The organism is Rahnella sp. EDr1-12 (assembly GCF_049206505.1).
GTDB lineage: Bacteria > Pseudomonadota > Gammaproteobacteria > Enterobacterales > Enterobacteriaceae > Rahnella > Rahnella rivi.
This window is the reverse complement of record NZ_JBLZNY010000001.1, coordinates 771,460-792,967: the sequence shown is the minus strand read 5'-3', so window position 1 is coordinate 792,967 and position 21,508 is coordinate 771,460. Positions and strand designations below refer to the sequence as shown.

The following is a 21,508-nucleotide window of genomic DNA, read 5'->3' as shown; positions in this document are numbered from 1 at the left end:
ATGGGTAAAAGTTTAGGTGGCGTATTTGGTGCCATAATAACAGCAGTAATAGTGGCAGCAGCTGTATACTTTTCAGGTGGTACAGCATTAGCGGCGGTTGGTTGGGGAGCAGCAGCCGGTGCAGCAAGTTTAGTAGCTACAAGTATGCTTTCAGCAATAGGTGCAACACCATATAGTGATGTATCAGATTCACTATCCAGAAGTACCAGTCCTACTACCGGCTTACCGGTAATCTATGGTGGACAGTACCCGCATAAGAACGGTGTAGACGGTGGTTCATATGTCCTTACCGGTTCTATAGTGAGCTGGTACAACGTTCCTGATAGTTCGTCACAGTACTTATTCAGTGAACAGGCAGTAGCTTATACCGGTACTTCAAAATTTATTAATCAAATCTATATCGATAACGAACCAGTATTAGGAGCACCAATTACATCAGATGGTGTGGTAGATTCTTCAATCATAAGTGCTAAATATCGTCCATATCTTCAATTAGAAGTTCGATTTGGTGGTAATTATACAAATACTAAAACACTTGCTTCACAGTATGCTGGCACAAAATGGACTAATGCATTTCTTGGTAAAGGCGTTGTAAGTATCAGTGTCGTTATCAAGAAAACACAAGAAAGCCTTTCAAATAACATCCTTGTTAATGATCAATTCGCGTTAACTTGTGAGATGAAAGGGCAGGTGATTTATGATTTAGTCAGTGGTGCAAGTATTGCTTCAAGTAATCCACCATCTATAATTTATGACTATCTAACGAATACAGTCTATGGAATGGCGATTGAACCATCATTAATTAACCTTGATACATTTATTGAAACAGCAGCTTATTGTGATGCAATGAAGTACTACGCAAATGGTGCTATTAGTTATTCAAGTACATTTAAAGATAATATTGAAGGTATTTGTCAATCGTTCGGCGGTATTATGTATGTTCACGCAGGACAAATCTGTATGACTACTGACCGTAAGACTATTTCAGTACAATCATTCGATGAACATAATATGATGGGTTCAGTACAGATTTCTACAAGCGGTAGTACTGATTATTTCAACGTCGTAGACTGCAAATATACTAACCCTGCATCAATGTATACTACCGATGTGGTTCGCATTCCATCGGACATTACCACGGATGAAGCAGTACGTACCGATGGACAGGTGATAGCACTAAGCCGTGATTACATGTGGTCATACGATCAAGATGTAATTGCGAAGATGGCGAATGTGGACGTTCTAAAGGCTAAGTACGCTCTGCGTACTATCAGCTTTACAACATCCGAGGGATGGGATTTAAAGGTGTGGGACGCTATCACAGTGTCTAATACTGAAATGGCTATCAGTGGTAAGTTCAAAGTACTTTCAAAGGAAGTATCTACCACGCAGGAAGACATAGGTTATGTAACCATCACCGCAGTAGAAGCACCGGACGCAATGTATGACGGTGTAGATCCTGGCATATGGTCGCCAAGTGGGGTAATCAACTTCCCACAACTACAGGTACTTCCCCCAACTAACCTACAGGCAGTACGCAAGGGTAATACCGTATCAGGTTCGATTGTTGATCTGTCTTGGACAGCATCACAGGATCCGTACCTACGTGGGTACTACGTGTACTACAAGTTAAGTTCAGCCAGTGTATGGACATATGCCGGTCAGACTTCAACACAGAAAACAGATTATGAGTTATTCGGTTTATCCGATACAGCACAGTACGATTTCGGCGTAGAGGCATATTCTAATATCGGATTGGTCAGTACTCGATTGACGTTAACAGGACTTGTACCAACGTACAATTTCACACTACCGGCAATCACTGGATTAACGTTAGTCAATAAGACGGATACACAGTACATTACCAATCAAACGAACTTCTATCTACGTTGGGATAGCCAACAGAATCAGATTATTAATGGTCGTAGTTTCTCAGAATACTTTAAGTACTATATTGTTAAGATATATGACGGTACTACATTAGTAGATACTTTCTACACTCAGAGTCCTGAATTTAATTACACCTTAGTGATGAATATCCGCAAGATCCGTAAACCTACAATTGGGATTTACGCACAGGGTTTTAACAATGGTACATATGGGCAGGAAGTACAGATTACTGTACAAAACCTACAATGTAAGCTTGTCACAGGTACTAAATTTACTGGTGGTTTTGGTAACTTGTTTGCGAGCTGGACAGCATCAACAGAACCAGATTATGAAGGTGCAATAATTCAGATTACCAGTGGTCAGACTGTACAGACATTCACAAGTAATAAACCTGAGTTTGATAGTATTCCGAATATTGTAGACGGAACGTATAAAGTTAAGATGGGTCTATTCGATGCCTTTGGCACTGATGGAATTCTTTATTCACCAGAAGTAACAGTACAGATTAATTCTAAGTATCAATTCACAGCAGAAGATGCCGCAGGTATTGAAGAGGTAATTGATCTTGATAAGAAACTTGATGATACATTAAATGATGCAGTAGATATTGCCAATGCAAATACCAGTACCGTAGTTTCTGCGAGTGAATCGAAGACCAATGCGGCAATCACAGCAAGTGAACAAACGTTAACTACTAATTTCACTACTGCCGATTCTGCATTAAGCCAGCGTATTACTACAGTAGATACTAAGACAAATGGCAATACAGCAAGTATTACTTCACTTCAACAGACAGTGACTGATAATCAAAGTGCTACGGCTACAGATATTAATCAATTGAAAGTATCAGTTGGTAATAATACTGCATCCGTTAATACATTGAGTACAGCCAAAGCGGATAAGAGTACAGTAGATGCGAGTTATTCATTATCGGTTAATGCTAACGGTACTGTAGCCGGTATACGCTTGGTAGCATCACAGGGTGCGAGTACTAACAGTGCTATCTACTTTGTTGCAGATAAACTATTAGTATCACCAAGTACAGGAGCTACAGCGAGTAGTGTTGCACCATTCGCGATTGTTAACGGTACTACATACTTAAACAATGCGATTATCCAAAATGGTAGTATCGGTACTGCTTATATTGCAGATCTAAGTGTTACTAACTCTAAGATTGCCAATGCAAGTATTAATGCCGCTAAGATAATTGATGGTGAAATTACTAATGCCAAGATTGGTAACGTTATTCAAAGTAATAACTATGTTGGTAATAGTACAGGATGGAGTATTAACAAGGATGGTTCAATGCAAATAAATGGTAATGGTGGTACAGGGCGTATGTCTATCACTAATAACCAAATACAAATCTATGACAATAACGGTACTCTACGTGTCCGTATGGGTCTATGGTAATAAATATTAAGGGGTAGTACTTCTACCCCGTTTTAAAGGGATTTAATAAATGGCACAGGGTTTACAATGCTGGGATGCTGGCGGAACGATGGTAGTAGATATTGGTGATTACAATATGCGGTATATGGGTTCAGTAGGGCTTAATATTTCAGCAGGTAGTACTACAGCTTGGAATGTTGGATTTAGCGGTATGCGTACTACAGGATGGTTAGCCATTCTCAGGACTACACAATATTATAATGAATTCTACTGTATACCAAATAACGATTCATTCACGGTTCAGTACTTACCATCATCAGGCGTATATGCTCAAAGTTTAACCTTTGATGTGTATTCCTACAATACACTCTAAGGGGGCATTATGTCAGGTTTTCAAGTATACAATTCTGCCGGTGCTCTAACTATCGACAGTAACAATAAATCAGTAGTAACAAGTCAGTTTAAAGCTATGGGGGGATTATCCGATACAGGTTTTTATCGGGTTAACAGTGCTTTTGGTGATGGTAGTTCATTGGGTTTTCTTGGTAATAACTTCTTCCCTGATCAGGGTTTAAGATGGTTTCAATTACAAAACGATGGTAGGTACTGCTATCCGGGGGCGAGTCTATATGAAGCGGGTAGTGGGCGGTTCATGATATCAAGTAACACTAATGGTATTTCATCGGGATATCTTGATGTTTATAATGCGGGTGGGCAGTTAATATGGAGTGCTGCAAGTGCTGGCAGTATGCCACGTATTCAGGGTTTCTTTACCGTACCGGCGGGCTATGATCTCTCAAGTCCGTTAACACTTAATACATCATTCGCTAATCCGTGGATTTGTATTAGTCAGTGTCCAGCTAACATATCTGATGATGGTGTTACGTCTGGTTATTCTGGTTTGATGATTCGCAGAAATAATAGTACTTCATTTACTTTGCAATATGTTAATAGTAAGCAGAAAGGATATGGTACTGCAATGGGTAATAATGGATTGAATATAGCACTTGCAAGTTTCACCGGTTACTAAATACTAAGAAATATAAAAATAATAATAACTATTGAGGTTTAATTAATAATGGACGTATGGGCAATAGTCGCTGTTTTATTTGCAGGAGGTGCCCTATTTTGGGGTATCTTTCGTGATAAGTCAGGTGACAATAAAGAACTAACAGGTCGGGTAAGTACTCTGGAATCTAAAGTACTTCTTCAACAAAGTACTTTAGATCGTTTAGAAGAAGAACAGGACGAAATGAAGAAAGCATTGAAATCTCTCGAAGATCAAATTCATTCACTTGATTTGAAAATTGAAAGAATTTTAACTATTCTTGAAAAATAATTAAGGGGCGTAAAGCCCCTTATTTTATTTGTTGGTAAGTACTGCAATCATCTGATTTAGACGGTTTGGAGTTTGCTTATACCATAATGAATCTTTCGCTTGTACAATAGCTTCTTTGTAGTCTTTAACTTTCAATGCTGTAATCATTTTACGAAACTTAAGTACACCAGCATAGCCCAACTGGAAGATCATTATAATCATAAAATCTTGCCAGTCTTGAGGAAGGTCTAATTCTAATTTGTAGTACTGCATACGTGCAATCTTAATATCTTGGTTAAGTAATGCGTTAGCCTTATCTTCACTAATACCATATGGATAAACTTCACTTTTAGTTAGAAGGTGTCCATATCCAATAGTAGAGAAGTTCAAACTATCCTTATAGGTATAGAACTTATCATTCCTAAAATACCCTAACGTTTGTTGATATTGCTTAGTACCTTCATATTCTTTTAATCTATCTGCTAATTCCATAAATATTCCTATAAGTTAATTATTATGGAAGTATTTATATGGAATGGAGTTACTCAGAAGATTGGAGTGAAGCAGAATTATTAGATGGTAATTATTGCGGTTTTGTCTATATGTTCGAATTCCCTGAAACGGGTCAGGTGTACTATGGAATGAAACAAATCTATAAAGGTGTTAAGACCTATAAGAAGATTAAACCTACATCAAAAGAGAATGGATGGCGAGAGTACACATCAAGTAGCAAAGTAGTTAATAGAATGATTGAAGAAGGTATGGAATACAAGAAAACCATCTTATGGGGATTCGCTACAATGGCAGAGACTTCATATATAGAAACCGCCATTATAGTAACAGAGGGACTAAAGCCTAATATTATTAATTTAGCAGTAATGCAGAAGTGTAGACTGCCTACCGATGATTCTAAAATTAAACTAAGGGGCGTACTACAAGAAATACTATCGTGGTTAAATTGAGGTAAATATATGAGTAGAGTTGATGTGCGTGGAGCACAGGAATACATAAGATCGACAGGTCGAAAACTGGGGCGTGACTTCCAGAAAGAAATAATTAATCGAACGCGTGCATTAGCTCAAAAGATGCAGGCAGATTTAAATCAATCGGTAGATCGCGGTTCAGTTGCCTTTACTCAACGGTCTATACTATTCCTTTATAAAAAGAAAGGTACTGGTGTTGTTACATCAATACTTGTTAAGGATATTCAGGCCAAGTACTTATACGATATTATCGTTAAACAAAAAGCTATTGATAAGATAGTACCGACAAGTGCAGCACGACTAACTGCACAAGGGAACATTGCAGGATTGAAAAAGAATCTTGCGAGTGGTCGCTTTAAAATAGTTAAAGGTAAAAATGGTAAGCAAAGATTAATTGATACCACTAAGAAAGATACTAAAAGAAAAACAAAACGTGTAATTGGATTGCGAGAATCTAAGCGTCGTAAACTTATATATGACTTCTATACTGAAGCTAAAGTTGGAGTACGCTTAATGATATCGGGAATCGAAGGATCGTTCATTATTAGAAGGGATTAAAAAATGGATTTTGAAAAACATTATGGTGAATTAACAGGTGATATTAGAATCAATGGATTCATCCCAGAAGGAAATAGTATGCCTATCAATGTAATCTTTCTTGCCAAGAAATTTAAAAAATCAATAAAAGAAACTGAGTATCAGATTGATAGCTTTATGAATGCGTGTTTTGAAAAGCCGCAGGAATTAAGCGTAGGTGAAGTACTTAAATGGGAACTACTCGATAGTGGTTTACAGTTTGACGTGTACATAATCGAAACAAAAAAGCTATTCGTCAAAGGTAAACATTTCTGGGTATATGCAATGGGAATTATAGAATGATAGGAATTACAGCAATCATCGAATTGATTAAAACAGGTTTTGGTTTCTTCCAGAAAAAGGAACAGAGTAAAACAGATTTAGATGCACAAAGTAGTCATGAACAGAATGAAATCACGCTTGAAGAAACACGCAAAGGGTTTACATGGCGTCAGGGGCTTGGTTGGGTACTAACGTTCATAATTTTCTACAACTATGTAGTGATCCCCCTGTTAGCACTATGTGGAGTGTTACTACCAGCTATACCGCTTGATCAAGTTTGGAAAGTACTTATAATCTTAATTGGTGGAAGTTGAAAAATCCCCTAACGGGGATTTTTTTAGATTATAGTTCAAATTCACTAAATATTATTTCTCTTTTTGAAATGGGCAACACAAAGTTCGTACCTAAAGAATCATTAGTTCGATTAAAGTCCATAAGTTTATTGAAAGTTAAGTGATATATGATATCCATTTCAATTTCTTTGTATAGTAATCCATATACGTATCTGTTTAAGAAACCAGCTATTATATCTGCTATTTGAACGCCGATACTTTCTTTAGAATCAATAAAGAATAAACTAAGGTCTTCTGTAACGTTATAATCACACGCTGAAACTTGCGGCATTAAATCAGCATCAATATTTTTTATATTCTGAATACAATATCTCAATGGATCTGCGAATTCACTGGACGTATCATGATACAGCTCTACTTCACTAAGTTTTTTGCTATGTATTTTATTAAGTCTTGCAATTTGATTGTAAAAGCTTAGAACGTTAGGTAATAGTCTTACAACGTTACCATTACTATCTGAATCAGGTATTGGAACATATTTGTTAATAATCTCTTTATCATCTGATAATTCTTTCAGTGTGTAGTACTCGTCTATAGTAGCATCGAGCATTTTTACAGTATTACCATCATCATCTATCGAATCTTTTTCAGATATAAAGAAGCCTTTCAAATCTTCTATAGTACTTATAAGATTTTCTTCATTTGGAATTTTACACAATTTCAAGAATGAGGTGTAACAACTATCAGGTGCTTTTCTTGTGATGAAATCTGAAACTATGGTTCTTATATATTGCGATTTCCCATCAGATTCATCTTCCATTGGTGGAACTATCAAATGGTTTACTATTGATACAGCAACATTGTACTTTTTATCCATAACCTCACAAATTATTGGAAGGTCATTGTCAACAATATATTCAATGATCTCGAACACTAAGTAAGGGTTTTTTATATAATGATCCTGTGATTTTAATTCGAGTTTTTCATCAATCTGATATCGTCTTTTAAGATCAATAATAAAATCAGTTAAATTGGGTAAATTAATATCCTCTATGCCTATACAAGAATGGGAAAATATAGGTTGCTTAGCAAACCCCATGTCATTTTTTTTGTTTATTAGATCACCAGTATTCCCGCTTTCATCTAAGTAATAATTCATATTATATATCCCACTGAACAGAAGTATCTAAACCATTTAGATTAGTATGTTCGGTACGTGTTGCTTTAGTAACGTTGCCCGTAGCCTTATCGATTATGTCGAAACTTTCAATTTCAGTTTGGCCGTGACTACCTCTACTTCTGAAGTTAGTTCTTTTGCGATCAAATTTATCTTTAGGATATGTTTCATCAAATTTTTCTTCATTCATTTCAAGTTCTCCATAAATACCCGCACAGAAACTGTACAAGGGTATATTATGGCAAGAATTACAAAAAAGGAATCTGCTAATCATATAAAAGTGATGGATTTAGTACATTCAGATAAGCAACTAACACAAGATGATAAAGAATTCATATTCAATAACTATAAGGGTGATGGGATAGGTGCTACCGGTGCTTTCTTCACGCCTGAAATGTTGGCTTGGGACTTCATATTAGATGCTGGCTGTACTGGTGACTGTATAGAGCTTTGTGCGGGGATAGGGCGGTTAAGCTACTACCAGTTTCTACGCAACCAACCTACACATATCACTTGCGTAGAACTTAACCCCGAATACGTGATGATTGGGAAACGTGTCCTTCCACAAGCGGAATGGGTATGTGGTGACGCTCTCCAATACACACCAGATCGTTTTTACAGTGTTGCCTATGGCAATCCACCATTTGGGAAGATCAACACGTCAGAAGCCTTTACAGGCCGTTATAAGGGCAGTGAATTTGAATACAAGGTAATTGAACATGCTTCAACGTTTTCGGCTTATGGGGTTTGGATAGTACCGCAAGGTTCAGCAGGGTTTGTTTACTCGGGTTCTCAGTACTACGACAGAAGGGAATCAGGGAAGTACAAGAAGTTCATAGAACAGACTGGATGGACGTTTGAAGCAGGATGCGGGATTGACACGAGTATCTACAAGGATGAATGGAATGGTACGAAGGTGATATGTGAGGTAGTGACGGTTGAGTACTAACTAACTGTTTTTAATAGTATGTAAAAGATTGTTGTGCTTCTTCAAGCGTTACGTACATGCTCATTGTTGTCTCCTGAGTTGAAATGGGGTGTAGCTAAAAAGCGTGTGGTGTAAATAGTGTTATGAATGAACAGGTAACAACCACTCGTCAGTAAAAATGCTGATTCAATGAGTGTTGTCGATAAATGACAGGATGCAAGTTTTCAGAGAAAAACAGTCTGACCATTGATGCTTTTTTGGAAAGCTGGCGGGAAAAAGGAATCGCACAGACACAATTGTCAGCACTTTCCCTGATTTGCAAAGGCTCTGAAGGGGAGGGGTAAAGGTTTAGCAAACCCCCGGCGGGGCGTGAAATTGAGGGCTACAGTGACCCTGAACTTTCAAGATTAAGGTGACTTTTATGAAGACTCTTTCCCGCGCTTTACTCCTGCCGTTGTGTGCGCTTGGCGTGCTATTCAGCGTTTCCAGTCAGGCCAGTGAAAATACGCATCCGCAACCTCCTGTGAACATGTTCCACGGAGAAGGTTTGCCGCTGCCGCCGCCACCGATGATGATGGGGTTCTGCCATCCGGGGCAATTGTTCTGTGCCAGCGTGGCCAGTGACAACCCGACAGCCACCATCCAAAAACTGACGTCTGTGCTGCCTGCCACGACGGCCGGCAAGCATTACGAAGTGCGTCTGGTGGTTGTTGAAGTGCCCGACGATATGCCGGTGCCGCCGCAACCTGACAAAGCACCTTAAAGCGCGTCAGTCTGGCAGGGCGGCCGCATTTAATCGGTCATCGCCTGGCGTGGCCGCCGTTGCAGACACCAGTAGGAATAAAATGCGTTAAACAGCACCACCAGGGCCGTGACACAAAATACTGTCCTGAAGCCATAACTTGCTGACACCGCTGCACCGAGCAGCGGGCCGGTGACATTACCGACGTCACGGAACGACTGGTTGTAACTGAATACCCGACCGGCCACCTGATTGGTGCAGTTATAAATCAGCAGCGTCTGAACAGCGGGCAGCAATGCGCCATCCGTTGCGCCGAGCAGGAAACGTAAAATCCCCAGTTGCAGCGGCGTTTGTACGAAAGCCATCGGGATCAGCAGCAACACTGAAATCCCCATCATCGCCACCAGAATACGCTCCGGCCCGATCCTGTCTCCCAGTTTGCCCAGCCTCGGCGCACTCATCAGCGCGGCCACACCCGGTACGGAGGCTATCATTCCGCTGATAAACGCAAGATTCTGCGTATTACCCGCCAGTTCCCGCACGTACAGCGTGAGAATGGGCGCGATAGAGCCTGTCGCTACCTGAATAATCATCGTTGTGACAAACAGGCACAGCACCAGTTTTGGATTTTTAAGGGAAGCAAATACCTGCTTGCGATTGAGCATGTCCTTTTTATTAACGGGAACGAACTGCTCACGAATGCAATACAGCGTCATCACGAAGCACAGGAAAAGTACGGCAGCAGTAATGAAGAAGACCGGACGCAGTCCGTAGCTGTCCGCGAGCAACCCGCCTACCAGTGGCCCGAGCAGCGCGCCGCTGACGCCGCCTGTGGAAAGTGTACCCAGCGCCCAGCCGCTTTTATTGCGCGGGATCTGCGTAGCAATCAGTGCATTGGCGTTGGGAACAAAGCCGCCGAGTAAACCGAGCAGGGCGCGGAGCACCAGAAACTGCCAGATATTTTGCGCGAATCCCATCAGCACCATGACGATCGACATACCGAGCGCGGAACGCAGCAGCATGATCTTACGGCCCTTACGGTCGGCGAGGCCGCCCCAGAATGGCGAGGCAATGGCGGAAAACAGAAAGGTGATACTGAAGACCAGACCGGACCACATGTTCAGGGATTCATGGCCCGTCACGCCCAGGGTTTCTACGTATAACGGCAGAAAGGGCATGATCAGGCTGAATGCGGCACCGGTAAGAAAGCAGCCAATCCAGGCAACAAACAGATTACGTTTCCAGTTAATGGGTTCTGGGGCGAGTTCAGGTTCAGGAGCCGAGGTCATAAATTACCGGAAAAAAGAGGTCAGGTTCGCTCTGTGATGGCAGAAAGAAACAAGGCAGAGCACAAGTAACAATCAGTCAGATGGATAATTATGCGCCTAATTATCATCCACTTCAATGATGTTAATGAACTGTAACAAGCGGAGTAAAATACAGGTTTAAAAAATTTGGCGGACTGAAGGAGATCAATAATTTGGCAAAAAGCAAAAAAAAACGGCCAGTGATGAGGCTGGCCGCGACAGACACAAAAAACCAAAATAAAACGTAATTAACGCAGGGCCGGGTTTTTCATCACGGAATAACGGCCACTGCCAAGGAACATGATCACCAGGCCGCCGAAGAAATAGAGCGCTTCGCCTTCCAGACCCCATGCGCCGACGTCGGTGACCGTAAAGAATTTACCGGCGACAACGAGGAAAACGGCAACAAGAATATTGAATGCCATCACCAGTGCGGCAGGGCGGGTGAAGATGCCCAGAATGATCAGTACCGGGGCAATCACTTCACCGATATACGCGCCGTAAGCGATAAAGCCAGGCAGGCCAGCGGCGACTAACATGTTGGCGATCCAGCCGACGCCGTTCTCGATTTTAGCCACGCCGTGAAACAGGATCAGAATACCGAAAGTGAGACGTAACAGAAGCTTACCAAAATCAGGGTGATCGGTGGCGCGGGTAAAAGCAGTGTTCAGTTTAGCCAGCATAACAGTTTCCTTTCGGGAGAGACTCGTTGATCACGCGGCCCCTAACGTTCCGGGGTAATCACGTGGGGAAATTATGCTGAGAGTATTGGCCTAAACGCCATGAGATAAAATCTGATAACTTTGAAGAAGTCTGTCAAAAAAACTGTTTAAGCAAATCAAAAATAAGAACCGGTGCAGTGAACCTGAACCGGCCCTCACATCAGTCACTCAACTTTTTATAGAGTGAAGATTCGCCCTGCGGACGCGTTTTAAAACGGCGATGCAGCCACATATATTGCTCCGGTGCCTGACGAATTTCATTTTCGACCACTTTATTCATGTACGCAGCGGCAACGACTTCATCATCCAGTGGGAAATCGGCGACCTGAGGATGAATGATCATCTCATAGCCTTTCCCGCCTTCAAGACGACGCGGGGTGAAAGGAATGATCGCCGGTTTACCCATTCGCGCCAGCAGGTAAGTCCCCGTCGTGGTCGCGGCTTTATCCACCGCAAAGAACGGCACGAATACGCTGGCACGCGGGCCGTAGTCATGATCCGGTGCGTACCAGATGATATCGCCCTGCTTCAGACTGCGGATCATGCCTTTAAGGTCTTTGCGGTCCAGCATGCCTTTATTAGAACGCATACGGCCTTTGGTCTGGATCCAATCCATCAGCTTATTATCATGCGGTCGGTAGACGCCGACACCCGGATTATGGATACCAAATATACGCGCACCAAGCTCGAGGGTGAGGAAGTGGACACCGATTAACAACACGCCTTGCTGGTTGTCGCGTGCACGTTGAATGTGTTCAAGACCGCTGACGCTGAACCAGCGTTCGATACGCCTGTCAGGCCAGAACCACGCCATGCCCGTTTCAAACAACCCCATGCCGACGGATTCGAAGTTTTTCACCACCATATCTTCCCGCTGGTCAGGGTGCATATCAGGGAAACAGAGTTCGATGTTACGCGATGCGATTTTGTAGCGGCGTTTCAGAAAGCGCATTGAAAAGCGGCCTAAGCCTGTACCAATACGATAAATAACCGGATAAGGCAGTAACACCAGCGCGTAAAGTAATCCCAGACCTAACCAGGTCATCCAGTAACGCGGATGCAGTAATGAAAGAGTAAAAGTTGGTACCTGAGTCATAAAATCTCTGCGTCATAATAATCGAAGTAGAAAATATATAAGCTCTGTCTGGTGCAGCAGCCCGCTACATAAGTACGTTCACTCCCCGTATGGAGTGCGTGTTATGCGTTAATTATTTGTAGCAAAGTGACATATTGTGGCACTTTTTTGGTGCGAGGTGAAAGGCGTCGGCACTAATACCTCATTTTTTGGTATTCACTGCCTGAATGTAAAGCAATCTGCTCTATTTATAAGCCGCCGTTAAGTAAACGCGCTTCTTTCCGACTGAATATCAGCAGAGAACCGGTTTTTGTCAAATAAACGGGCAGCCAATTGTGCTGCCCGCGGGGAAATTTACAAAGGAGGATTAATCGGGCTGGAATAAACCTTTCACGCTGTGCGGCTCGCTGCGCCAGTACTGTTTCGGTGCGGCTACCTTCGCGCCCAGTTTGGCAGCAGCATGCCACGGCCAGCGCGGGTTATACAAAATACCGCGTGCCAGCGCGATCATATCGGCCTGACCGGTACCGATAATCGCTTCTGCCTGCTCCGGCTCGGTGATCAGGCCAACGGCAATCACCGGCATTTTCACGTAACGTTTAATGCCGTCCGCGAAAGGCACCTGGTAGTTCGGGCCAACGGCAATTTTCTGCTGAGTGCTCAGGCCACCGCTGGAGACGTGAATATAACTGCAACCCAGCGCATCCAGCGCTTTTGCCAGCGCAATAGACTGCTCCAGATCCCAGCCGCCTTCCACCCAGTCAGTTGCGGAAATTCTCACGCCCACCGGTTTGTCGGCCGGAAATGCCTCGCGGATGTCCTGGAAGATCTCAAGCAGCAGCCGCATACGGTTTTCCAGTGAGCCGCCGTACTGGTCGGTGCGCTGGTTCGACAGCGGTGACAGGAACTGATGCAGCAGATAGCCGTGCGCTCCGTGCAGCTCGAGCAAATCAAACCCCAGACGATCGGCGCGGCGGACGCTGTCGACATACGCCTGTTTCAGTTGTGCAATGCGTTCCAGCGACATCGCCTCCGGGGCTTCAGTGCCTTCAGCAAAGGCTGCGGCAGAAGGGGCAACGGTTTGCCAGCCTCCGGCGGACTGAGGAATTTGTGCGCCTCCTTTCCAGGGTGCGGCACAGGATGCTTTACGCCCTGCATGGCCGAGCTGCAGGCCAAGGGGCATATCGCTGTTTTCGCGCAAGCCCGTGATAAGGTCCTTCAGTGCAGCCTCGGTTTCGTCATCCCATAGCCCCAAATCCTCGGCAGAAATGCGCCCGACGGCTTCCACGGCGGTCGCTTCGAGGATCAGTAAACCTGCCCCGGAAAAAGATAACTGACCGAGATGGGCATGATGCCAGGATGTGGCTTTGCCGTTATCCGAGGAATACTGGCACATTGGCGCGATCACAATGCGGTTTGGGAGTGTCAGCTTGCCCAGCGTAATCGGTTCAAAAAGCTTGCTCATGTTTCCTGCTCCTGCGAAAAGTTGAATCGTCGTTAAATCCCGAAAATGGATAACACCTAAGCATAGGTTATCGTAATTATCCCGGCGGCAAGGTGCAGCGGGTGTTTTTCTGTTGAGGAATTTGCAACGGGAGATGTCCTCAATGTTGCTTTAATGTATAATCTTGCCGCTTAAAAGTGACCAATCTTTAAATTCCCCGAAAGACAGGAACGTACACCATGCCAGTGTTACATAACCGTATTTCTAATGAGGAACTGAGGGCGCGTATGTTGGCTGAAACTGAGCCGCGCACCACTGTTTCTTTTTATAAGTATTTCCAGCTCGACGATCCGAAAGCCTTCCGCGACGCCCTCTATATCAGCCTGACGCGCCTGAACGTATTTGGCCGTATTTACGTGGCAAAAGAAGGGATTAACGCTCAGATAAGCGTCCCGCAAAGTCAGTTTGAGGCCTTCAAAACCGAGCTGTTTACCAGCCATCCGGCGCTGGATCAGATCCGTCTGAACATCGCGCTGGAAGATGACGGCAAGTCCTTCTGGGTTCTGCGCCTGAAAGTGCGTGACCGCATTGTGGCGGACGGTATTGACGACGAAAGTTTTGACCCGTCAAAGATCGGTGAATACCTGAAAGCCGAACAGGTCAATGCGATGATCGACGATCCGGACACCTTGTTTGTGGATATGCGTAACCATTACGAATACGAAGTGGGGCATTTCGACAAGGCGATTGAAGTCCCTTCGGATACTTTCCGCGATCAACTGCCGATGGCCGTCGATATGCTGAAAGAAGACAAAGACAAGAAGATCGTCATGTACTGCACCGGCGGTATTCGCTGTGAAAAGGCCAGCGCCTACATGCTGCACAAGGGTTTTAAAAATGTGTATCACGTGGAAGGCGGCATTATTGAATATGCGCGCCGGGCGAAAGAGCAGGGCTTACCGGTGAAATTCAAAGGCAAAAATTTCGTCTTTGATGAACGCATGGGTGAACGTATTTCAGACGACGTGATCGCCCACTGTCACCAGTGCGGCACGGCCTGCGATAACCACACCAATTGCAAAAATGACGGCTGCCATTTGCTGTTTATTCAGTGTCCGACCTGTGCGGCGAAGTTTGACGGTTGTTGCAGTGAAATCTGCATGACAGAACTGAAACTGCCGGTGGAAGAACAGCGTTCCCTGCGTGCAGGACGTGAGAACGGGATCAAGATTTTCAATAAGTCCAAAGGGTTGTTGCAAACCACCATGCACATTCCCGCGCCTGAAAAAGACTGATACGTTTTCCCGAACGTAAAAAGGCCCTGACTGGCAATGCCATGCAGGGCCTTTTTTATAAGGCAGGAATTATTTCTCCTGAACGCCTTCAACAGAGATGATCAGCTCAACATTCTGAGAGGCCGGGCCCAGATCGGTGGTGATACCGTAGTCTTTCAGGGCGATAGTGCCTGCCGCCTCAAAGCCTGCGCGGTAACCGCCCCACGGATCTTTGCCCTGACCCAGTAATTTAGCCTGCAACGTCAGCGGTTTCGTCACGCCGTTCAGCGTGAAATCACCGGTTACGGCCAGGTTTTCACCTTCTTTCTTCACTGACGTTGATTTGAACGTTGCCTGCGGATGTTTGCCGACGTTCAGGAACTCTGCGCTGCGCAGGTGTTTATCGCGTTCAGCGTGATTGGTGAAAACGCTGGTGGTGTTGATGGTGACGTCAACTTTATCGGCTGACGGATCTTTTTCATCAAAAGTAAAACCGCCGTCGAAATCATTAAAGCTGCCGTACAACCAGCTGTAGCCTAAGTGTTTGATACGGAATTCAATAAAGGCGTGCTGGCCTTCTTTATCGATTTTGTAATTTGCGGCCGTTGCTGAACCGGCTGCCAGTAACAGCGATGCCAGCGTCAGTCCCAGTGTCGTCTTTTTCAACATGGTGATTCTCCATTGTCCATATGTGAAGAGCAGAAAGTGAAACGGGTCAGCGTCCGAGCATGCGTGTCAGGGTGCTGTCCCGGTCAATGAAATGGTGCTTAAGTGCCGCGAGCGCATGGAATGCAGAAACAATCACAATTCCCCACGCCAGCCATAAATGGATCGTCCCGGCGAGATCTGCCTGCTGGTTCAGCCCGAAAAGCGTCGCGGGGATTTCAAACCAGCCGAACACGCTGACAGCCTGACCTTCTGCCGTGGAAATCAGGTAACCGCTGATCAGGATGGCAAACAGACCGGCAAACAGAAGCACATGTGCCAGCCAGGCGCCGAGGCGGGTTTTGGCGCTGTAGGTGCTCAGGGCTTTTGGCGCAGGGGAAATAAACCGCCACGCCAGCCGGAATACCATGGCGACGAAAATTAATACGCCAATGCTTTTATGTATTTCGGGCGCGCGGTGATACCAGGTATCGTAATAACCCAGTCCCACCATCCATAAACCCAGGGCAAATAATCCGTAAACGGCAAGAGCAACGCCCCAATGAATCAACACGGAAATATGGCCAAAGCGGACAGGCGTATTTCTCCACTGCATATAAAGCTTCTCGTTCAATATGATATTTTCGAAAGCTAAACATATTGAAACATCTTGGCAATATTTAATTATCAAAAATGTCGATTAATTTCATTTGTTCATTATTTTTGATGCTAATGGTCACTGCTTGTTCAATGGTTTCGGTTTTGTTAGTGAGGCACGCCGTAAATTAGAGGGAAGCCCTGACTGGCAGGGGATTGTCAGGTTTTGTCATGCAAGGTAAAGATTATTCCACTTCTAAAAATTTGAGTAAAAAACCTAATTTCTCCCGTGATTAATAATTTCTGATGTATTCCGCTGAAACTCTAAATATGAGGGTGGAATATTTCCCTATAATTCCTTGTACATAGTCCTAAAGTTTAAATATTTCTTAAATAGAACGTAAAGAAATATAAGGGTGACAACGTAAGTGATCGAGATCAGGTTGCGAAATATTTCCGAAATTATACTTACCGAAAATTTTGCTTAGGAATTTTCTTATATTCCTTATATCTGATGTCTGCTGATGCTTGTTGGTACATTTTTGACAGCGCAGGCCTGAGACATCACATGGAGAGTGACGCTATGGTATTTCCTGCAATTCGCCGCCTGACCACAGGTACACGTATTACTGCTATCACGGCGGTCATGGCTTTTTTCCTGCTCCATTGCGGCGCAGTGAGCGCGCAGCCACTCCCGGTTGTCGGCACCGTGACCATCGCCACTCAGACCGAGGGCGTGAACCGCACCTATCTTGGTCGCCTGGAAGCGGTGCAATCAGTCAACGTTGCCAGCCGTACTGAAGGTTTTATTGCCCGCCGTGTCTTTGAGGAAGGGCAATTCGTTAACGCGGGCGATCTGTTGTATGAGATTGAGCCCGCATTGCATAAATCTGCCGTCGCCCAGGCCAAAGCGCAGCTCGACAGCGCCAATGCCACCGCGCGCCACGCGCAAACTCACCTTAACCGTATTCAGCGTCTGGGAGATGCCCGCACTGTCAGCCAGTCTGATGTGGATGCTGCAGTGGCGGCGCGTGATACGGCGCGGGCAGCGGTTGCACAAGCACAGGCCGCGCTAAAAACGCAGGAATTACAGCTGAGTTATACGCGCATTACTGCGCCCATTTCCGGGCGTATCGGCGTCAGCCATTTTCATACCGGCAGCCTGGTGAACCCGGCCAGCGGGACACTGACGGAAATCGTTCAGCTTGATCCGGTGCGGGTGGTGATTTCCGTAAATGAACGAGATTTTCTCAGCGCCAGCCAGAATACCGGTTCGCTTGAACAGGCGATGTCCGGGGAGAATATGGCACTGTCGCTGCGTTTGTCGGATGGTTCTTCGTACATGGTCGCACCGACCTTTGAATCCCTGGGCAACCGCATTGATGCGCAAACAGGCACCGTCGCCGTCAGGCTGGCGGTGGCAAACCCACAGCATCGTTTGCTGCCGGGCGGTACGGTAAACGTGCTGGCGGAACCGCAATCTGATGCCCGTCTGCCCGTCGTGCCAGCCAATGCATTGCAGCAAAATCAGGCCGGTCATTTTGTCCTGCTGGTCAATGCGCAACAGCAAATTGAAGCGCGGCCGGTACGTCTGGGGGCTCAAAATCCTCAGGGCTATTTCGTGCTGGAAGGTTTGCAGGGCGGAGACAAGGTGGTAACCGAAGGTCTGCAATGGATCCAGCCGGGGATGAAAGTCTCAACGCGGGATGCTCAGGGTGTTTCAACCGCTCAGACGACTCAACGTTAAGGAACGACGATGCTTCAGCAATTTATCAAGCGACCCCGTTTTGCGATGGTCATCGCGCTGGTCACCGCCCTGATTGGGGCGGTGGCGCTCAAGGTGATCCCGGTTGAGCAATATCCGGATATCACGCCTCCCGTTGTGTCTGTCAGCGCCATCTATCCGGGGGCGAGTGCGCGGGACGTGGCTGAATCTGTGGCGGCGCCTATCGAAGCGCAGGTTAACGGCGTCAGCAATATGCTGTACATGTCGTCAAACAGCGGCAATAACGGCAGCTACTCACTGAATATCACCTTTGCCAGCGGTACCGATCCGGATACGGCGGCGGTTGAAGTGCAGAACCGGATTTCTCAGGTGAGCGCAAAATTGCCCGCCGAAGTGCTGAACACGGGCGTGTCGGTTCGTAAACAGGCTTCCAATATTTTAATGGGCATCAGCCTGCTTTCCCCAAATAATACCCACGACATGTTGTTTATCAGCAACTTCTCCAGCATTCAGTTGCGGGACGCTCTTGCGCGAATCGATGGTGTGGGCGACGTACAGGTTTTCGGATCGCGTGATTACAGCATGCGTATCTGGCTGGATCCGCGCAAGATGGAGGCGCTGAACGTCAGCAGTACAGAAATCAGCGCCGCGATCCAGAGCCAGAACGTCCAGGCTGCAGCCGGTCAGATTGGCGCATCGCCGAGTCCTTCGTTACAGCAGCAAACCCTGACGATCAGCGGTGCCGGGCGTCTCAGCTCACCGGAAGAGTTCGCTAATATTATCGTGCGTAAGAATGAACAGGGCGGAGCGGTGCGGCTGCGCGACGTCGCGCGCATTGAGCTGGGTGCGCAGGATTATCAGGTCAACGCGACGCTGAATCAGACGCCTTCGGCTTTCCTTTCGGTCTATCCTGCGCCCGGTGCCAATGCGCTGAACGTGGCAAATGCGGTGCGTGAGGAGATGACCCGACAGGCGCGTTATTTCCCGGACGATCTCAACTACGAAATTAAATTCGACTCGACACAGTTTGTCAGTGCCACGCTGGATGAAATCGCCGTCTCTCTCGTCCTGACATTTCTGGTCGTCCTGACGATTGTCTTTCTGTTTTTGCAAAGTGCACGCGCCACTTTTATTGTCGCGCTGACCATTCCCGTCTCTTTGCTGGGCACCTTTGCCGTGCTCTACGCGTTTGGCTATTCCGCCAATACGCTGAGCTTATTTGCCATCATTCTTGCGCTGACGGTGGTGGTGGATGACGCCATTGTGGTGGTTGAAAATGTCGAACGCCTGATGACGGAAGATCCCTCGCTGGGCCGGGTGGCTGCCACCCGTAAAGCGCTGAAACAGATCGCCGGGCCAATCATCGCCACAACGGTGGTGTTAATGGCGGTATTCGTGCCGATCGCCGTGTTACCCGGCATCACAGGCGCGCTGTATCGTCAGTTTGCGGTAACGCTGTCGGCTGCGGTGATTCTTTCAAGTATCAATGCATTAACCCTGACACCCGCACTTTGTGCGACCTTGCTCAAACCCCGCCCTGAAAAACCGGCACGCCTGTTTGGCGCTTTCAACCGGGGGCTGGACAAGGTGCGGGATGTTTATGTCACGGCGACCGGCGGGCTCAGTAAACACGTGCTGACCAGTGCCCTCACCGTGATGGTGATTCTTGTCGCGTGCGTGTGGGGTTATTCCACGTTGCCAAAATCCTTCCTGCCGGATGAAGATCAGGGCTATTTCTTCGTCAACGTACAATTGCCGGATGGCGCATCGCTCGGGCGAACGGATGCGGTACTGGGACAAATGCAGACGCTGCTGGAAAACGACCCGGCCGTTGACGATGTCATCGCCATCAGCGGTTTCAGTCTGCTGAGCGGCGGCAGTGCGCCAAATTCGGCGTTTGGGATTGTCTTGCTGAAACCCTGGGGCGAACGCAGCAGCGTGGATCAGGTGATAGGCCGTCTGCAACCCGCGATGGGCGGCATCCCGTCGGCGATGATCATGGCGATTAACCCGCCCGCCATTTCCGGCCTGGGAACCGCATCGGGTCTGGATCTTCGCCTGCAGGCATTGCAGGGGCAGTCGCCGCAGGAACTGGCAGCGACCGGTCAGGCGCTGATCATGGCGGCAAATCAGGACCCGCAGCTCAGCCGCGTGTTCACCACCTTCAGCGCCTCGGTACCTGAAATCGCCCTGAGCGTTGACCGTGACCGCGCCGCGCAGTTGCAGGTGCCGGTCAGCCGGATTTTCGGCACACTACAAACCTCTCTGGGTGGCGTGAATGTCAGTGATTTCATTATCAATAACCGTCTGTTCAATGTGCAGATGCAAAATGAAATGGAGGACCGCCAGCGCGCCGACCAGATTTCCACGCTGAGCGTACGTAGCGACAACGGTTCGCTGGTCAGCATGGGCAAACTGGTTGATCTGACGCCTTCGCTCGGCGCGCCATTTATCACGCAATACAACCAGTTCCCGTCACTGGCCATCAGCGGCTCGGCGGCGCAGGGGGTGAGTTCCGGTGAAGCTATGGCGCAAATGGAACATATTCTCAGTGAAAAACTTCCTGCTGGTTACGGATATGAATGGACGGGAATGTCATTACAGGAAATTCAGGCTGGCGGGCAGGCGATTCTGATTTACGCCGCGGCACTGTTATTCGCGTACCTGTTCCTGGTGGCGCAGTATGAAAGCTGGAGTATTCCGCTGGTGGTGATGATTTCAGTCATCTTCGCGGTGTTTGGCGCTATCGCGGGATTACATCTGGCCGGGCTGAGCAATGATGTGTATGCGCAGATTGGTATGGTGCTGCTGATAGGGCTGGCGGCCAAGAATGCTATTCTTATTGTGGAATTCTCGAAAGCACGCCGTGAAGAAGGAGCGTCTGTACGGGAGGCGGCACAGGACGGGGCGAAACAGCGTTTCCGTGCAGTCATGATGACGGCAATTTCCTTCATTCTCGGTGTCTTGCCGCTGGTACTGGCTTCCGGTGCCGGCGCGATGAGCCGACACATTATTGGTGTCACGGTATTCAGTGGCATGTTGCTGTCAACGACGGCGGGGATCTTGTTTATCCCGGCACTGTATGTCCATATTCAACGTTTCCGTGAATGGACGAAATCGCGTTAATCTGCTGCACA

At 46.4% G+C, this 21,508-nt stretch carries 22 protein-coding genes; 13 read left to right on the top strand and 9 right to left on the bottom strand.

The window, feature by feature from the left end:
• The 4 genes from ACO0U8_RS03665 to ACO0U8_RS03650 are packed head-to-tail and all read left to right on the top strand — an operon-like array spanning position 1 to position 4,621.
• Positions 1 to 3,303 (top strand): phage tail tip fiber protein, encoded by a 3,303-nt coding sequence (locus tag ACO0U8_RS03665; protein ID WP_421670304.1) that lies wholly within the window; start codon positions 1 to 3, stop codon positions 3,301 to 3,303.
• A gap of 49 nt (positions 3,304 to 3,352) precedes the next feature.
• Positions 3,353 to 3,655, top strand: a complete 303-nt coding sequence (locus tag ACO0U8_RS03660) for a hypothetical protein (protein WP_421670303.1) — start codon at positions 3,353 to 3,355, stop codon at positions 3,653 to 3,655.
• A 9-nt stretch (positions 3,656 to 3,664) separates the two neighbouring features.
• Entirely contained in the window at positions 3,665 to 4,312 is a 648-nt protein-coding gene (locus ACO0U8_RS03655; protein ID WP_421670302.1) for a hypothetical protein, read from the top strand.
• A gap of 48 nt (positions 4,313 to 4,360) precedes the next feature.
• Entirely contained in the window at positions 4,361 to 4,621 is a 261-nt protein-coding gene (locus ACO0U8_RS03650) for a hypothetical protein (RefSeq protein ID WP_421670301.1), read from the top strand.
• Between the two features lie 24 nt (positions 4,622 to 4,645).
• Here ACO0U8_RS03650 and ACO0U8_RS03645 read toward each other — a convergent pair whose 3' ends face one another.
• A complete protein-coding gene (locus tag ACO0U8_RS03645) occupies positions 4,646 to 5,092 on the bottom strand; it encodes a glycoside hydrolase family protein (protein ID WP_421670300.1) in 447 nt (148 codons plus the stop codon).
• A gap of 38 nt (positions 5,093 to 5,130) precedes the next feature.
• On the opposite strand from ACO0U8_RS03645, the gene ACO0U8_RS03640 reads away from it, so the two are divergent.
• The 4 genes from ACO0U8_RS03640 to ACO0U8_RS03625 are packed head-to-tail and all read left to right on the top strand — an operon-like array spanning position 5,131 to position 6,755.
• A complete protein-coding gene (locus ACO0U8_RS03640) occupies positions 5,131 to 5,562 on the top strand; it encodes a hypothetical protein (RefSeq protein ID WP_421670299.1) in 432 nt (143 codons plus the stop codon).
• 9 nt (positions 5,563 to 5,571) lie between these two features.
• Entirely contained in the window at positions 5,572 to 6,141 is a 570-nt protein-coding gene (locus tag ACO0U8_RS03635; protein WP_421670298.1) for a hypothetical protein, read from the top strand.
• A gap of 3 nt (positions 6,142 to 6,144) precedes the next feature.
• Positions 6,145 to 6,462, top strand: coding sequence for a hypothetical protein (locus tag ACO0U8_RS03630; protein WP_421670297.1), 318 nt, complete (start codon positions 6,145 to 6,147; stop codon positions 6,460 to 6,462).
• Positions 6,459 to 6,755 carry a hypothetical protein gene (locus tag ACO0U8_RS03625; protein ID WP_421670296.1) on the top strand — a complete coding sequence of 99 codons (297 nt, stop codon included), beginning with the start codon at positions 6,459 to 6,461 and terminating at the stop codon, positions 6,753 to 6,755. Before ACO0U8_RS03630 ends, ACO0U8_RS03625 begins: the two co-directional genes overlap by 4 nt.
• Positions 6,756 to 6,783: 28 nt before the next feature.
• On the opposite strand, the gene ACO0U8_RS03620 is transcribed toward ACO0U8_RS03625, so the two are convergent.
• Both ACO0U8_RS03620 and ACO0U8_RS03615 read right to left on the bottom strand, forming a co-directional pair.
• Positions 6,784 to 7,893 carry a DUF3800 domain-containing protein gene (locus ACO0U8_RS03620; RefSeq protein ID WP_421670295.1) on the bottom strand — a complete coding sequence of 370 codons (1,110 nt, stop codon included), beginning with the start codon at positions 7,891 to 7,893 and terminating at the stop codon, positions 6,784 to 6,786.
• A gap of 1 nt (position 7,894) precedes the next feature.
• Entirely contained in the window at positions 7,895 to 8,101 is a 207-nt protein-coding gene (locus ACO0U8_RS03615) for a hypothetical protein (protein WP_421670294.1), read from the bottom strand.
• A gap of 48 nt (positions 8,102 to 8,149) precedes the next feature.
• Between ACO0U8_RS03615 and ACO0U8_RS03610 the strand changes: the two genes are divergently transcribed.
• Together ACO0U8_RS03610 and ACO0U8_RS03605 are read left to right on the top strand one after the other, a co-directional pair.
• Positions 8,150 to 8,860, top strand: coding sequence for a methyltransferase (locus ACO0U8_RS03610; RefSeq protein ID WP_421670293.1), 711 nt, complete (start codon positions 8,150 to 8,152; stop codon positions 8,858 to 8,860).
• Positions 8,861 to 9,260: 400 nt separating this feature from the next.
• A complete protein-coding gene (locus ACO0U8_RS03605; protein ID WP_056778679.1) occupies positions 9,261 to 9,602 on the top strand; it encodes a hypothetical protein in 342 nt (113 codons plus the stop codon).
• A 29-nt stretch (positions 9,603 to 9,631) separates the two neighbouring features.
• Here ACO0U8_RS03605 and mdtG read toward each other — a convergent pair whose 3' ends face one another.
• The 4 genes from mdtG to ACO0U8_RS03585 form a co-directional block, all read right to left on the bottom strand.
• Positions 9,632 to 10,870 (bottom strand): multidrug efflux MFS transporter MdtG, encoded by a 1,239-nt coding sequence (mdtG, locus tag ACO0U8_RS03600; RefSeq protein WP_056778688.1) that lies wholly within the window; start codon positions 10,868 to 10,870, stop codon positions 9,632 to 9,634.
• Between the two features lie 266 nt (positions 10,871 to 11,136).
• Positions 11,137 to 11,571 (bottom strand): DoxX family protein, encoded by a 435-nt coding sequence (locus tag ACO0U8_RS03595; protein WP_056778690.1) that lies wholly within the window; start codon positions 11,569 to 11,571, stop codon positions 11,137 to 11,139.
• 199 nt (positions 11,572 to 11,770) lie between these two features.
• Positions 11,771 to 12,706 carry a Kdo(2)-lipid IV(A) acyltransferase gene (locus ACO0U8_RS03590; RefSeq protein WP_183846399.1) on the bottom strand — a complete coding sequence of 312 codons (936 nt, stop codon included), beginning with the start codon at positions 12,704 to 12,706 and terminating at the stop codon, positions 11,771 to 11,773.
• A gap of 346 nt (positions 12,707 to 13,052) precedes the next feature.
• Entirely contained in the window at positions 13,053 to 14,150 is a 1,098-nt protein-coding gene (locus tag ACO0U8_RS03585; RefSeq protein WP_122095751.1) for an NADH:flavin oxidoreductase/NADH oxidase, read from the bottom strand.
• A 218-nt stretch (positions 14,151 to 14,368) separates the two neighbouring features.
• Here ACO0U8_RS03585 and ACO0U8_RS03580 point away from each other — a divergent pair, with 218 nt between their 5' ends.
• Entirely contained in the window at positions 14,369 to 15,424 is a 1,056-nt protein-coding gene (locus ACO0U8_RS03580) for a rhodanese-related sulfurtransferase (protein WP_421670292.1), read from the top strand.
• A gap of 69 nt (positions 15,425 to 15,493) precedes the next feature.
• Here the strand turns inward: ACO0U8_RS03580 and ACO0U8_RS03575 are convergent, their stop codons facing one another.
• Together ACO0U8_RS03575 and ACO0U8_RS03570 are read right to left on the bottom strand one after the other, a co-directional pair.
• A complete protein-coding gene (locus tag ACO0U8_RS03575; RefSeq protein WP_122096104.1) occupies positions 15,494 to 16,069 on the bottom strand; it encodes a YceI family protein in 576 nt (191 codons plus the stop codon).
• A 49-nt stretch (positions 16,070 to 16,118) separates the two neighbouring features.
• On the bottom strand, positions 16,119 to 16,664 hold the full coding sequence (locus ACO0U8_RS03570; RefSeq protein WP_421670291.1) for a cytochrome b: 546 nt from the start codon (positions 16,662 to 16,664) through the stop codon (positions 16,119 to 16,121).
• A 627-nt stretch (positions 16,665 to 17,291) separates the two neighbouring features.
• On the opposite strand from ACO0U8_RS03570, the gene ACO0U8_RS03565 reads away from it, so the two are divergent.
• Both ACO0U8_RS03565 and ACO0U8_RS03560 read left to right on the top strand, forming a co-directional pair.
• Positions 17,292 to 18,392, top strand: a complete 1,101-nt coding sequence (locus ACO0U8_RS03565; protein ID WP_421670671.1) for an efflux RND transporter periplasmic adaptor subunit — start codon at positions 17,292 to 17,294, stop codon at positions 18,390 to 18,392.
• Positions 18,393 to 18,401: 9 nt separating this feature from the next.
• On the top strand, positions 18,402 to 21,497 hold the full coding sequence (locus ACO0U8_RS03560; protein ID WP_421670290.1) for an efflux RND transporter permease subunit: 3,096 nt from the start codon (positions 18,402 to 18,404) through the stop codon (positions 21,495 to 21,497).
• The last annotated feature ends 11 nt before the right edge of the window (positions 21,498 to 21,508 follow it).